At 63.3% G+C, this 13291-nt stretch carries 10 protein-coding genes; 7 read left to right on the forward strand and 3 right to left on the reverse strand.

Annotation, left to right across the window (positions count from 1 at the left end; genetic code table 11):
- Nucleotides 1–89 precede the first annotated feature (89 nt).
- Together O1Y97_RS19950 and O1Y97_RS19955 are read left to right on the forward strand one after the other, a co-directional pair.
- Nucleotides 90–1379, forward strand: a complete 1290-nt coding sequence (locus O1Y97_RS19950; protein ID WP_318762122.1) for an SAM-dependent methyltransferase — start codon at nt 90–92, stop codon at nt 1377–1379.
- Between the two features lie 70 nt (nt 1380–1449).
- The gene (locus O1Y97_RS19955) at nt 1450–1773 is read left to right on the forward strand and encodes a YnfA family protein (RefSeq protein WP_318762123.1); all 324 of its coding nucleotides are present in this window, start codon (nt 1450–1452) and stop codon (nt 1771–1773) included.
- A 33-nt stretch (nt 1774–1806) separates the two neighbouring features.
- On the opposite strand, the gene O1Y97_RS19960 is transcribed toward O1Y97_RS19955, so the two are convergent.
- On the reverse strand, nt 1807–4476 hold the full coding sequence (locus O1Y97_RS19960; RefSeq protein ID WP_318762124.1) for an autotransporter family protein: 2670 nt from the start codon (nt 4474–4476) through the stop codon (nt 1807–1809).
- A gap of 402 nt (nt 4477–4878) precedes the next feature.
- Between O1Y97_RS19960 and O1Y97_RS19965 the strand changes: the two genes are divergently transcribed.
- The 3 genes from O1Y97_RS19965 (at nt 4879) to O1Y97_RS19975 (ending at nt 8484) form a co-directional block, all read left to right on the forward strand.
- Nucleotides 4879–6375 (forward strand): replicative DNA helicase, encoded by a 1497-nt coding sequence (locus O1Y97_RS19965; RefSeq protein ID WP_108608711.1) that lies wholly within the window; start codon nt 4879–4881, stop codon nt 6373–6375.
- Between the two features lie 70 nt (nt 6376–6445).
- Nucleotides 6446–7849, forward strand: a complete 1404-nt coding sequence (radA, locus tag O1Y97_RS19970) for a DNA repair protein RadA (RefSeq protein ID WP_108608712.1) — start codon at nt 6446–6448, stop codon at nt 7847–7849.
- A 26-nt stretch (nt 7850–7875) separates the two neighbouring features.
- Nucleotides 7876–8484 (forward strand): CvpA family protein, encoded by a 609-nt coding sequence (locus O1Y97_RS19975; RefSeq protein ID WP_108608713.1) that lies wholly within the window; start codon nt 7876–7878, stop codon nt 8482–8484.
- Between the two features lie 185 nt (nt 8485–8669).
- Here O1Y97_RS19975 and O1Y97_RS19980 read toward each other — a convergent pair whose 3' ends face one another.
- Nucleotides 8670–9602, reverse strand: a complete 933-nt coding sequence (locus O1Y97_RS19980; RefSeq protein WP_318762125.1) for a DUF6282 family protein — start codon at nt 9600–9602, stop codon at nt 8670–8672.
- A gap of 180 nt (nt 9603–9782) precedes the next feature.
- Between O1Y97_RS19980 and O1Y97_RS19985 the strand changes: the two genes are divergently transcribed.
- On the forward strand, nt 9783–11153 hold the full coding sequence (locus O1Y97_RS19985; RefSeq protein WP_318762126.1) for an MFS transporter: 1371 nt from the start codon (nt 9783–9785) through the stop codon (nt 11151–11153).
- A gap of 127 nt (nt 11154–11280) precedes the next feature.
- Nucleotides 11281–12750 carry an amidophosphoribosyltransferase gene (gene purF / locus O1Y97_RS19990; RefSeq protein ID WP_183262198.1) on the forward strand — a complete coding sequence of 490 codons (1470 nt, stop codon included), beginning with the start codon at nt 11281–11283 and terminating at the stop codon, nt 12748–12750.
- 28 nt (nt 12751–12778) lie between these two features.
- Here purF and O1Y97_RS19995 read toward each other — a convergent pair whose 3' ends face one another.
- Nucleotides 12779–13201, reverse strand: coding sequence for a DoxX family protein (locus tag O1Y97_RS19995; protein WP_318762127.1), 423 nt, complete (start codon nt 13199–13201; stop codon nt 12779–12781).
- Nucleotides 13202–13291 lie beyond the last annotated feature (90 nt).

Here is a 13291-nt window from a genome sequence, read left to right on the forward strand (position 1 = left end):
CGGGTTTTTTTGTGCCAGGTGGAACTTGAACGTGCCCGCGCTAGTTACCAGCTTCTGACAATAGGACTGACACATCGCGAGCATTGCCCATGAACGTGTTGTTGCAGCGCATTTTCGCAAAACTCGTACGCACAGGAAACCTGACCGTCACCGGACCCGATGGCCGACCGCATCGCTTCGGCGACGGCAGCGGCGAACCCGTCCACATGCTGATCCGAACGCGGCGAGCCGAACGGGCCATTACCTTCGATCCGACATTGGCCGTGCCAGAGGCCTACATGGACGGCGAGATGGACATCGTCGAGGGCGACATCTTCGGCTTCATGCGGATCGCCTTCCAGAATCTCGGCAACGGCACGGTCGATGCCGCCTGGTCACGCGCCATCGAAGGCCTGCGGGTAGCGTTGCGCCGCTTCCAGCAGGTCAACACCGCGGCGCGCGCGAAACGCAACGTCGAGCGTCACTACGACCTTTCGGGCGACCTCTACCGGCTCTTCCTCGACAGCGACATGCAATATTCCTGCGCCTATTTCGCCGACCCCGAAATGACGCTGGAAGAAGCCCAACTGGCCAAGAAAGCGCACATCGCCGCCAAGATGCGGCTCAAGCCAGGCCAGTCGGTGCTCGACATCGGTTCTGGCTGGGGGGGCCTCGGGCTCTACCTGGCGCGCTCGTTCGAAGCGCAGGTGCTCGGCGTCACCCTTTCCACCGAACAGCACGCGGTGGCGACTGAACGCGCCCAGGCCGAGGGGCTCGACAGCCACGTTCACTTCGAAATCCGCGACTATCGCGATCTCGTCGAGCGCTTCGACCGCATCGTGTCGGTCGGCATGTTCGAGCATGTCGGCGTCAACCATTACCGTACCTTCTTCGACAACGTCGCCAAGCGGCTGAAACCCGATGGCGTGATGGTGCTGCATTCGATCGGCCGGTTCGGCCCGCCGACGGCGACCAGCGCCTTCATCCGCAAATACATCTTCCCGGGTGGCTACATTCCTGCCCTGTCGGAAGTGCTGCCGGCGATCGAGAAATCGGGACTGATGGTCACCGACGTCGAAATCCTGCGCCTTCACTATGCCGAGACGCTGAAGCACTGGGGCAAGCGTTTCGCCGCCAACCGTGACAAGGCCAAAGCGATCTATGACGAGCGCTTCTGCCGGATGTGGGAATTCTATCTCGCGGCTTCCGAAGCCGCCTTCCGCTGGCAGGACCTGATGGTGTTCCAGATCCAGCTCACACATCGCAACGACACGCTGCCGCTGACCCGCGACTATATCGGCAAGTGCGAGAAAGCGCTCGCCATGCACGAGATGGCGCATCGCGAGACGACTGCGACGGGCAAGACCACCCGTCGCGGGAAGGTCGGCGACAAGGAGTGAAACTCGCCCTTGCCTCGGCCCCGGCCGTCGTAGGAGATAGGCCCGTTGCCATTCGCACCGGGCCTTTTTCATGACCTACGCCATCTATGTTGCCGCAGCTCTTGCCGAAATCGCCGGCTGCTTTGCCTTCTGGGCATGGTGGCGGCTGGACAAGTCGGCTCTGTGGCTCATCCCCGGCGTCATCTCGCTGATCGCCTTCGCATGGCTGCTGACCCTGGTCGAAGCCAATGCCGCGGGCCGCGCCTACGCCGCCTATGGCGGCATCTACATCGCGGCGTCGCTGGGCTGGCTGTGGCTTGCCGAAGGCGTACGCCCGGATCGCTGGGACATTATCGGCGCCGCAGTCTGCATCGCCGGCGCCTCGATCATCCTGCTGGCGCCACGCGGGGCGTGAGCAGGATCACAGAGCGGCTGGCGTCGACGCCCCTTACCATTTGACGCTGAGACCGACATTGCCTTCAAAGACGCGCTTCTTCTCGCCGCCGATATTGGTGGTGTAGTCAGCGGTGGCAAACATGCTGGTCTGTTCGCTCAGCTTCGCAATCACGCCGCCGCCGAACTCGACTGACGTCCCGCCGGTCTCGACGGCAATCGGGTCGCCGCCGAGGCTGATGCCCCCCTCACCGTCGAATTCATGCCAGATGTTGGCCTTGAGGTACGGCTTCAGCGTCGCGGCTTCGGTCTGGAAGAGACCTTGCAACCGCACGCCCAGCCGTCCGGTCAGCACATCGTCGGAATTGAACGACACCGTCGAAAAGCTGTCGGCCTGGTCGTCAAGCGACAAATGTTGCCAGACCAGCTGGCCCTGCGGCTCCAGTGTCCACTCCGGCGTCAGCGCGATGGGATAACCGCCCTCCAGCGAAGCAGTGACCCCGGTTCCGCCGACGTCGAGGTTTTCGCCGCCGCTGGAGGTGACATCGCCACCGTACCAGGTGCCCATCAGCACGGCATCGAGGTACCAGCCGCCTGGGCCGACATGGGTCCAATTGGCACCCAGGCTGGTGCCGTTCGCGTTGATATCGCCGAAATCGGCTACCGGCCCGGCGATCGTCGGCGACTTCACGTCGCCGCTGATGCGCGTGTGGCCGACAAACAGGCCGATACGGTCGTGATGGCCGCTATCCGTTTCCCAGCCATAGATGTCGAGGCCGGCCTGCATGCCGAACAGCGTGCCGTCGAAGCTCGGTGTCAGGGTTCCGGTCCAGGACATATCGACACTCTGGCCAAAGACACGCCCCCATGCAGCCGGCATCTGCCCGGCACCCTGCACTTCGGGCTGCTCGCCGCGGCGCTCATGGAATGTGCCCAGCGTCGACATGGCGAGGTAGTGCGCGAGTGGCGAGATCACCGCGTAGGTCGGAACCTCGCCACGGAAGAGCGGCATCGCTCCTCCTTCGAGCCGTTCGGGATTGGGCAGCGGTGCCGACTCGGCCGGGTTGAGCACCAATTGCGGCGTCTCGGTCGGCGGAGGCGGCGTCGGCTCGCCGGTAACCGGTGGTACTGGCGGTGCTTCGGGCGGCGTATCCCCCGGCAGCACCGGCGGGGTCGGGTCAGTGGGCGGGGTAACAGGATCGCCCTCGCCCGGAATCAGCACCGGCGGTATCGCCGACGTCGGCGGCGGTGGTGCCGTTTCGGGATCGACGGGCGCAGGCTGAGGGTTCGGTTCGATCGGAGAAGGCCCCGGCGCTGGCTCGGGACTGGTCGAGGACATCGTCGAGCGCAGATACCAGTTTTGGCCTGCACCCGCTGCGTCGCCCTTGAACAGCATATACTCGTAGGCGCCGGCGGCCACTCGACTGGCAAGTGCGAAGGCACCTCCGGTCGTCGCACCGCCGATCGCCTCGACCACCAGAATGCCATCCGCGACAGTCAATCCGCCGGCACCGCCGGCATTGACGATCTCGATGCCCGTCGAGCCCGTCGCGGTGCCACCGGATATCACCAGTTTGTCCGAGGCCGAGCCGTCGCTGCCGAGCACAGTGTCGAGGAACAGCAGTCCGCCATTGCCCTGGTAGTTGCCATTGATCGTGAACGTATCGCCAGTGCCACCACCGCCATTGGTCAAGTCGATGCGGCCGGCATTGATAACGTTTGCCAGCCCGCTGACGGCCAGCACGTGTGCATTTTGACCACCGCCGAAAAGGGTGCTGGTGGCATCGACCGTCAGCGTACCGGTTCCGGTACCGGCGTCGCCGAGCACAAGATTACCGTCGAAGGTCAGTTCGGTGTCGTTGGTGGCGTCGATCCTTTCCCAATTCTGGAACCGCGCAATGCCGGCCGCCGATACATTGTCGAAAGTCAGGCCGTCCGTGCCGTCCCCGCCATTGACCGCAACAGTCGCACCGATGTTTGCGTTGCTGAGATTGCTGAGCTTTGCCGTGTCGTTGTCACCGCCAAGATCGACAGTGCCGTAGATGATACCGCCGCCGTCCCAGGTGAAAGTGTCCGTGCCGACGCTCAGCAGCACGCTGCCGCCGACGGAGCCGCCTGTCACAGCCACGCTATCGGTGCCGCCACTGACGCTGATGTTGCCGCCGATCGTACCGCCTGAAAGGATGATGGTGTCATCGCCGAAGCCGGTCACAAGGTTCTTGTCGATCGTGCCGCCAGACATATCGAACAGGTTGTCGTCGAGCTTCATGTTGACGCGACCGATGCGGCCGCCGGTCATGTATGCCGTGTCGCCATCTTCGAAGAAATCGACGATACGGCCGCCAGACATGAAGAATGTGTCGAGACCATCACCCTGGCTGAGCGACTGGATCTGGCCGCCGCTCATCAGGAAGTCGTCGCTTCCGCCGCCTTGCTGGACGTTGCCTGTGATTGCGCCGCTGTGGACCTCAACACGGTCGACAAATCCGCCAAAGACGACGTTGCCATTGATCGTGCCGGTACCACCACCCGGCATGGTCAGCGCGTTGGTGCCGTCGGTGTCGGTCAGCCCTCCGCTCGCACCACTGTCGCAGACATAAATACTGTTGCCGGCGGTCGGCGTCAGGGCGCAGGCGGCAAAGCCTGCCTGCGTCGAACCCAATAAAACCATGGCGGTGGATGCCAGCCAGCCGAATCGCGCCGGTGCCGGACGAAAAATGCGCATGTTGCCTCCTCAAGCAGGGCAGGCCGACGCCGCAGCAGCGCGCGTTTCGGCCACTGGTGCCCTTCCAGCATATGCATCGCCATGTGCCGCATCGCGAGGCGTATGCCGTCGGAAGTCAAGGATCACCGCATAACCGAGTAAAATCAACCACCTTATGTATACAAACTACCTTTAGATTGTTCTGGACACTTTCTTGGTAAATGCAGCGATCGGCTACATATTCCTGTTCTGTTCCTGTCGATACACAGCTAGAATCGCCCCGATTCGCGTCAACCGGAATCCGTCATCGCACCGGCCGTCCCTGTGGACGAGTGTGAATAGTGGTGGCCAGTTGAAATGACGATGGACGGCTTGTGGCCTGGCTCTGGTACTGCAGATGCTCGGCAACGGACGGGGAAGACATTGGCTGAGGCAGCACGCAAGTTCGAAGTGGCGGAAACCCCGCTCTACCGGGAAGCCCCGAACAACATCGAGGCCGAGCAGGCGCTGCTCGGCGCGATGCTGGTCAACAACGACGCCTTCTACCGCGTCTCCGACTTCCTCAAGGCGACCCATTTCTACGAGCCGTTGCACCGCAAGATCTTCGAGGTCTCGTCCGAGCTGATCCGCATGGGCAAGATGGCGAACCCGGTGACCATCAAGACCTTCCTGCCCGCCGACGAGAAGGTCGGCGACATGACGGTCTCGCAATATCTGGCCGCCCTTGCGTCCAATGCCGTCACCGTCATCAACGCCTCCGACTACGGCCGCGCCGTCTATGACCTTGCCACGCGCCGTGCGCTGATCACCGTCGGCGAGGACATGGTCAACATCGCCTATGACGCGCCGGTCGACATGTCGCCGTCCGAGCAGATCGAGGATGCCGAGCGCCGCCTGTTCGAACTCGCCGAGACCGGCCGCTATGACGGCGGCTTCGAAAGCTTCTCCGATGCGGTCAAGACCGCGATCGACATGGCCAGCGCCGCCTATATGCGCGACGGCCATCTGTCTGGCGTTGCCAGCGGCCTTCACGATCTCGACGCCCGCATGGGCGGCCTGCAGTCTTCCGACTTGATCGTGCTTGCCGGCCGCCCCGGCATGGGCAAGACCTCGCTCGTCACCAACATCGCCTTCAACGTCGCCCACGCCTATGTCCCGGCGCAGCAGGCAGACGGCTCGTTCAAGGCCGAGAACGGCGGCGTCGTCGGCTTCTTCTCGCTCGAAATGTCGTCCGAACAGCTCGCCACCCGTATCATTTCCGAGCAGGCCGAAGTGCCCTCCTCCAAGATCCGCCGCGGCGATCTCACCGAGGCAGATTTCGAAAAGCTGGTCAGCTGCACCCAGACGCTGCAGAAGATTCCGCTGTTCATCGATTCGACCGGCGGTATCTCGATCGCCCAGCTCGCCGCGCGTGCCCGCCGCCTCAAGCGCCAGCGCGGCCTCGACGTCATCATCATCGACTATATCCAGCTGATGCAGGGCTCATCGGCCAAGTCGTCGCAGAACCGCGTGCAGGAAATCACCGAAATCACCACCGGCCTCAAGGCGCTGGCAAAGGAGCTCAACGTTCCGATCATCGCGCTGTCGCAGCTGTCGCGCCAGGTCGAAAGCCGCGACGACAAGCGTCCGCAGCTCTCCGACCTTCGCGAATCAGGCTCGATCGAGCAGGACGCCGACGTGGTGCTGTTCGTCTATCGCGAGGAGTACTACCTCAAGAACAAGGAGCCGAAACCCGGCACCGACGAATATATCAAGTGGGAAGGTGACATGGCCGAAGTGCGCGGCAAGGCCGAGGTCATCGTCGCCAAGCAGCGCCACGGCCCCACCGGCACCGTCAGCCTCGGCTTCCAGGGCGAATTCACCCGCTTCTTCGACCTCGCGCCCGAGCATCACCTGCCGGAGAGGTTTGGAGAACAGTAGGCCTTGGCAAACGCAGCGCCTCTTCCCGCCAAGGGGTTCGACCCATCCCAATCAGTATTGCATCGCACCCATGGCTAAAGCGCGCGTTCAGTTCATCTGCCAGAATTGCGGCGCAGCGCACCAGCGCTGGGCCGGCAAATGCGATTCCTGCGGCGAGTGGAACACGCTCGTCGAGGAAGGCACTTCCGGCGGCATCGGCAGCGGCCCGGGCGCGCTGAAGAGCGCCCGCAAGGGCCGCCCCGTCACCCTGACCTCGCTCGACGGCGACATCGAGGACGCACCGCGCATCGTCTCGGGCATCGGCGAACTCGACCGCGCCACCGGCGGCGGCTTCGTTCGCGGCTCAGCGCTGCTGATTGGTGGCGATCCCGGCATCGGCAAGTCGACGCTGCTCACCCAGGCGGCGGCGGCACTCGCGTCGCGTGGCCACCGCGTCGTCTATGTCTCGGGTGAAGAAGCCGTTGCCCAGATCAGGCTGCGTGCCCAGCGCCTCGGCGTCGCCTCCTCGCCGGTCGAACTCGCCGCCGAGACCAATGTCGAAGACATCCTGGCCACCATTGCCGACGGCAAGCGGCCGGACCTGGTCATCATCGATTCGATCCAGACGCTGTGGACCGACCTTGCTGATTCAGCCCCCGGCACCGTCACCCAGGTGCGCGCCTCGTCCCAAGCGATGATCCGCTACGCCAAGTCGACAGGTGCCGCGGTGGTCCTTGTCGGTCACGTCACCAAGGAAGGCCAGATCGCCGGTCCCCGCGTCGTCGAGCACATGGTCGATGGCGTTCTTTATTTCGAAGGCGAAGGCGGCCACCACTTCCGCATCCTGCGCACCGTCAAGAACCGCTTCGGCCCGACCGACGAGATCGGCGTCTTCGAGATGTCCGACAAGGGCCTGCGCGAGGTCGCCAACCCGTCCGAACTGTTCTTGGGCGAGCGCCATGCCAAGGCACCGGGAGCCGCCGTCTTCGCCGCGATCGAAGGCACACGGCCGGTGCTGGTCGAGATCCAGGCCCTCGTCGCTGCCTCCACGCTGGGTACGCCACGTCGTGCGGTCGTCGGCTGGGATTCGTCGCGGCTGTCGATGATCCTCGCCGTGCTCGAGGCCCATTGCGGCGTCCGATTCGGCCAGCACGACGTCTATCTCAACGTCGCCGGCGGCTACCGCATCTCCGAGCCGGCTGCCGATCTGGCGGTCGCTTCCGCACTGGTTTCCTCGCTCACCGGTCTTGCCCTGCCCGCTGATTGCGTCTATTTCGGCGAAATCAGCCTTTCTGGCGCCGTGAGGCCGGTTGCGCATGCGCAGCAACGCCTTAAAGAGGCCGAAAAGTTGGGCTTCGGAAGGGCAGTCCTGCCCGCCGGCAGTGGGGACATCGCAGGTGGAATCGGGGCCGGATCGTTCCAGCCGACCGCACTCGCGGATCTGGTGGCGCGGATAGCCGGCTCAAGACGAAGCCGAGCGGAAGAGACGGACTAAACCGTCGTCAGGGAGTGAGAGACACTATGCCGATTACGCTGCTTGACGGAATTCTGGTCGGCTTCACATTGGTTTCGGCGATGCTCGCCATGGTGCGCGGCTTCTCGCGGGAGGTGCTCTCGGTCGCCTCCTGGGCTGCGGCTGCCGCTGCTGCCTTCTTCTTCTACAAGCCGGTCGTCCCCTACGTTCAGCCCTATATCGACAACGAGAAGATCGCGATGGCCGCAGCCGCCGGCATCGTCTTCATCGTCGCGCTGATCGTCGTCACTATCATCACCATGAAGATCGCCGACTTCATCATCGACAGCCGCATCGGCGCGCTCGATCGCACGCTCGGCTTCCTCTACGGTGCGGCACGCGGCATCCTGGTGGTCGCTGTCGGCCTGCTGTTCTTCAACTGGCTGGTCGGCGACAAGTCACCTGCCTGGGTTTCCGAGGCCAAGTCGCGCCCGCTGCTCGAAAGCATCGGCACGACGATCGAAAACATGCTGCCGGAAGATCCCGAGAATTCGATTCTCAAGAAGCTCAATTCGCAGGGCGAGCCCGAGGCCGGCGCGGCCACGCCGCCCGCCGAAGGTGGCGCTGACGAGCCTGCCGGCGCGCCCGCTGCGGAAACGCCGCCCGCCAACAACTGAGCGACTTCGCGATCATCAGGGGACCGATGATCAGCGCGTGACATTGAACGCCGTGCGTCCGAAGGGAGGCACGGCGTTCTGCATTCTGGCTGCGTATCGCTGGTCCGGCAGGCAGCATTCCTCGGCGCGTCGCAGACACTCAGGATCGACGCGCCCCGGTTAGGACGCGTGAACCCTCCTGACGATCACTCCATGGTTTCGAACAACAGCTTGTTCGTGTTCATGACCGACATCTGGACGATGTCGTCTTCCTTGACGCCTCGTGCCTGCAACTCCGTGAAGAATTCGCGCAGGGCATCGCCAACGCCTGCCGAGAACACCTGCCCGACGTCCGACGACAGGATTACGCCCTGCGAGCCGACCGCCTCGATGACTTCGATGTACTGCTCGTAGCTCAGGTCATCCATGGCGAGATTGACGAAGGCCAGTTCGCTATAGGCACCGTACTGCTCCCACATGCGCCGCATCGTCTCGGGATCGAGCTCGGTGGTCTGAAACAGCGGATGCGTCATGATGATCCGGCGGATGCCCATCTCATGCGCGATCCTGACGACCGTCAGGGTCTCGTTGCGGTCGAAATGCCCTGTCGCCAGGATGAGATCGTTGTCGGCGATCACCTGCAGCGCGCGCCGCAGCGCGGCCATCTTGTCGTCATTGCCTTCGTCCAGCGTATAGCCGGTACCCTCGGCATAATACCTCGTGTACTGCCCCTTGATGCCCCAGGCCTCGGACAGGTCGCGGCGATTGTACTTCTTCAGATGCGCCTCGCAGCACATCGTCGGCATCCAGACCACGAAGCGGTCGCAATCCGGATCCGCCGCTGTCACATCGCGCTTCCAGCCAGAGAGTGCCGACCGCACGCCATGGTCGTCGACGCCGCCGCAGCCGAAGTTCAGGGCGACGGAACCAACCAGCGCCACCTTGTCATCGGGCCGGCGCAACTGGCTGACCTGTCCGGTGGTCGGCTGGAAGTGATTCTTCATCACCACGCCAAAGCCTTCGCTCCGCGCCTCGGCCGCGAGCGTTTCAGCGCTATATTTCCGGCGCAAAAATTCCGGTCCGATATGCACATGCATATCGATCACGCGCTTGTCGCCAACGTGCGGTAGTGCCTTCATAACCCAACTCCATTCCCAGTCACGGCAGTAAATTATGTATATACATAATTACTATTCTATACGCATGGAAGCTTGTCAACATGCCTCCGCGAGCCTCCGACACCATTGTCGCGGCGACCTCTGCTTGGCGCCACGCGCTGTAGCCAAGTTCTTCGCTTGCGAGTCAAGCCGGCAGCATGCATGAGCACTTGGCTCAGCTTGCGCAACTTCAATTATGTATATACTTATTCCCGCGGCTTGAAGCCGCGCTTCCTGGTGTCGCGTGGGCCGAGCGCATTTTTTGGGAAGGAAAGCATGTCAATTAAGTCTTCTACGGCGCAATCGCCGACCCTCGCGGACGACAAGGACGCGCCCGTCAACAGCTATGCGCGCAAGGCGCTGCTCGCATCCAATCTCGGATACGCGATGGATGGTTTCGACCTGATGATCCTGAGCTTCATGCTGCCGGCGGTTACGGTCGGCCTGGCCCTTTCGAGTTCGGAGGCGGGCTCGCTCATTACCTGGACCCTCATCGGCGCCGTGATCGGCGGCCTGATCGTTGGGGCACTCAGCGACCGTTTCGGCCGCATCCGCGTCCTGTCGTGGACCATCCTTTTGTTTGGTGTGTTCACCGGTCTTTGTGCCATCGCCCAGGGTTACTGGGATCTGCTGATCTACCGCACAATCGCCGGCATCGGCCTGGGCGGCGAGTTCGGCATCGGCATGGCCCTGGTGGCAGAGGCCTGGCCGGCGCACAAGCGGGCGCGCGCCTCGTCCTACGTCGCCCTGGGTTGGCAGGCCGGCGTGCTCGCCGCGGCGCTGCTCACCCCGCTGCTGCTGCCCCTGATCGGCTGGCGCGGCATGTTCGTGATCGGCCTGATCCCGGCTGTTGTGGCCTTTGCCCTGCGCAAGTACCTGCATGAGCCTGAAATGTTCGTGGCGGCGGCCAAGAAGGACGCCGGCAAGCGCGTCAATCCCTTCCGCCACCTGGTTGCAGACCGTGAAACGATCCGGTCGACGATCGGCATCGGGATCATGACGTCGGCGCAGAACTTCGGCTACTACGGCACGATGATCTGGCTGCCGGCCTACCTGTCCACACAGATGGGCTTCACGCTCACCAAGTCGGCGATGTGGACGTCGGTCACAGTGCTCGGCGGTGCGGTCGGCATGTGGATCTTCGGGCATTTGGCGGACCGCTTCGGCCGCAAGCCGCTGTTCATTACCTTCCAGATCGGCGCCATGGCGATGGCATTCGTCTATCCGCAGATCAAGGACCCCACGGCGCTGCTCATTGCCGGCGCGATCACCGGCGTCTTCCTGAGCGGCATGATCGGCGGCTATGGCGCCCTGATCTCCGAAAGCTACCCGACGCAGGCCCGCGCGACGGCACAGAACGTGCTCTTCAACGTCGGCCGCGGCGTCGGCGGCTTCGGCCCGCTGGTCATCGGCTGGCTGGCAACGCAATATTCGCTGTCCGCCGGATTGTCGTTCCTGGTCTTTGTCTGGGCAATCGACATTCTCGCCACGGTCTTCCTGATCAAGGAACGCAAGGGCGTCGAACTGGCCTAGGGCCAAGTTGCCTGCGCAGGATTACCTCCTGCGCAGGCCACCTGCGACAAGGCCTGCTAAAATTGGTGATGGTATTGCAGGTCGGCATGCCCTATATGACGGCTTTCCGACACGAGACCGTGACCCGATGGTTGACGCAGACACACCTCTCTCCGCCGAGGCCGATGATCATTTCCACGATGAATGCGGCGTGTTCGGCATCTTTGGCCGGCAGGACGCAGCAGCCATCGTCACGCTGGGCCTGCATGCGCTCCAGCATCGCGGCCAGGAAGCTGCCGGCATCGTCTCCTACGACGGCAGCCAGTTCCACGTCGAACGCCATGTCGGCCTGATCGGCGATACCTTCACCAAGCAGCGCGTGATCGACAGCCTCAAGGGCAATCGCGCTATCGGCCACACGCGCTACGCCACCACCGGCGGCGCGGGTATCCGCAACATCCAGCCCTTCTTCGCCGAACTCGCCGATGGCGGCTTTGCTGTTGCGCATAACGGCAACCTGACCAACGCGATGACGGTGCAGCGTGCCTTGCAGAAGCAGGGCTCGATCTTCTCGTCGACCTCCGACACCGAAACCATCCTGCACCTGGTCGCGACGTCCAAGGAACGCGACCTCAATGCGCGCTTCATCGATGCGGTGCGCCAGGTCGAAGGCGCGTTCTCCCTGGTGGCGCTGTCGTCGAAGAAGATGATCGGCTGCCGCGACCCGCTCGGCATTCGCCCGCTGGTCCTCGGCGACCTCGACGGTGCCTGGATCCTCGCCTCCGAAACCTGCGCGCTCGACATCATCGGTGCGCGTTTCGTGCGCGATCTCAAGCCCGGCGAGATGGTGATCGTCACCTCCAAGGGCATCGAGAGCATCTTCCCGTTCGAGCCGCAGAAGCCGCGTTTCTGCATCTTCGAATATGTCTATTTCGCCCGCCCCGACTCCTCGGTCGAGGGCCGCAACGTCTATGACGTGCGCAAGCGCATCGGCGCCGAACTCGCCATCGAGAGCCCGGTCGAAGCCGACATCGTCGTGCCCGTGCCCGATTCCGGCACGCCGGCGGCCATCGGCTTCTCGCAGCAGGCAGGCATCCCCTTCGAGCTTGGCATCATCCGCAACCACTATGTCGGCCGTACCTTCATTTCGCCCGGCGATTCGATCCGCCATATGGGCGTCAAGCTCAAGCACAATGCCAACCGCCGGATGATCGAAGGCAAGCGCGTGGTGCTGGTCGACGATTCCATCGTCCGCGGCACCACCAGCCAGAAGATCGTGCAGATGGTGCGTGACGCCGGTGCCCGCGAAGTGCACATGCGCATCGCCTCGCCGCCCACCCGCGCATCCTGCTTCTACGGCGTCGACACGCCGGAGAAATCCAAGCTTTTGGCCTCGCGCATGACGATCGAGGAAATGGCCGAGTTCATCCGCGTCGATTCGCTCGGCTTCCTGTCGATGGACGGTCTCTACCGCGCCGTCGGCGAGACCAGCCGCGACAACGAACAGCCGCAGTTCTGCGATGCGTGCTTCTCCGGCCAGTACCCAACGCGCCTCGCCGATCTCGAAGGCTCCGACAATGTCCGCACCCTGTCGCTGCTGGCGACGGGCGGAGTGTAGCGCCTTCTGACGCTGCCTGGCTTTCGCGTCAGTTCGCGGAAGCCGCCTCGTTCTTCCAGATAAGACCTTGCCGCAACGCCAGCTTTTCGCCTGGCCCGTGCACGGCTGCGAACAGCAGTCCCGCGAGGAAGGTGAAGTGGTCGACGAAGAAGCCGAACTCGGCCTGGTTTCCCTGCCAGAGCGAGGGGCCGTGGAAAGCGAAAGCCAGGAAGATCACGTAGACCCCCGCGAGCAGAGCGGCTTCCGAAAAGAAGGCCCCCGTCAGGAACGCCGCCACCAGCGCAACTTCGAATATGGCCGCGAGCCACGCGAGGAGCAGCGGGAACGGAAAGCCGGCCGCCGCGATGTAGGCCGCGGTTTGTTCCATTCCGGCGAACTTGAAGACAGCCGCCATGGCAAAAGCGCCGGCAAAGATCAGTCTGGCGACAAGGATTGCTACAGTTCTGCTCATGGCTCGTACCTCCGGTATCATCGTTCTCAACCCAGGACGCCTGACGCCAGGCTTTTCCGACATTGCCGGCGCGAATTTCGCAGCTTGCGA

The organism is Aminobacter niigataensis, assembly GCF_946995915.1.
GTDB lineage: Bacteria > Pseudomonadota > Alphaproteobacteria > Rhizobiales > Rhizobiaceae > Aminobacter > Aminobacter niigataensis.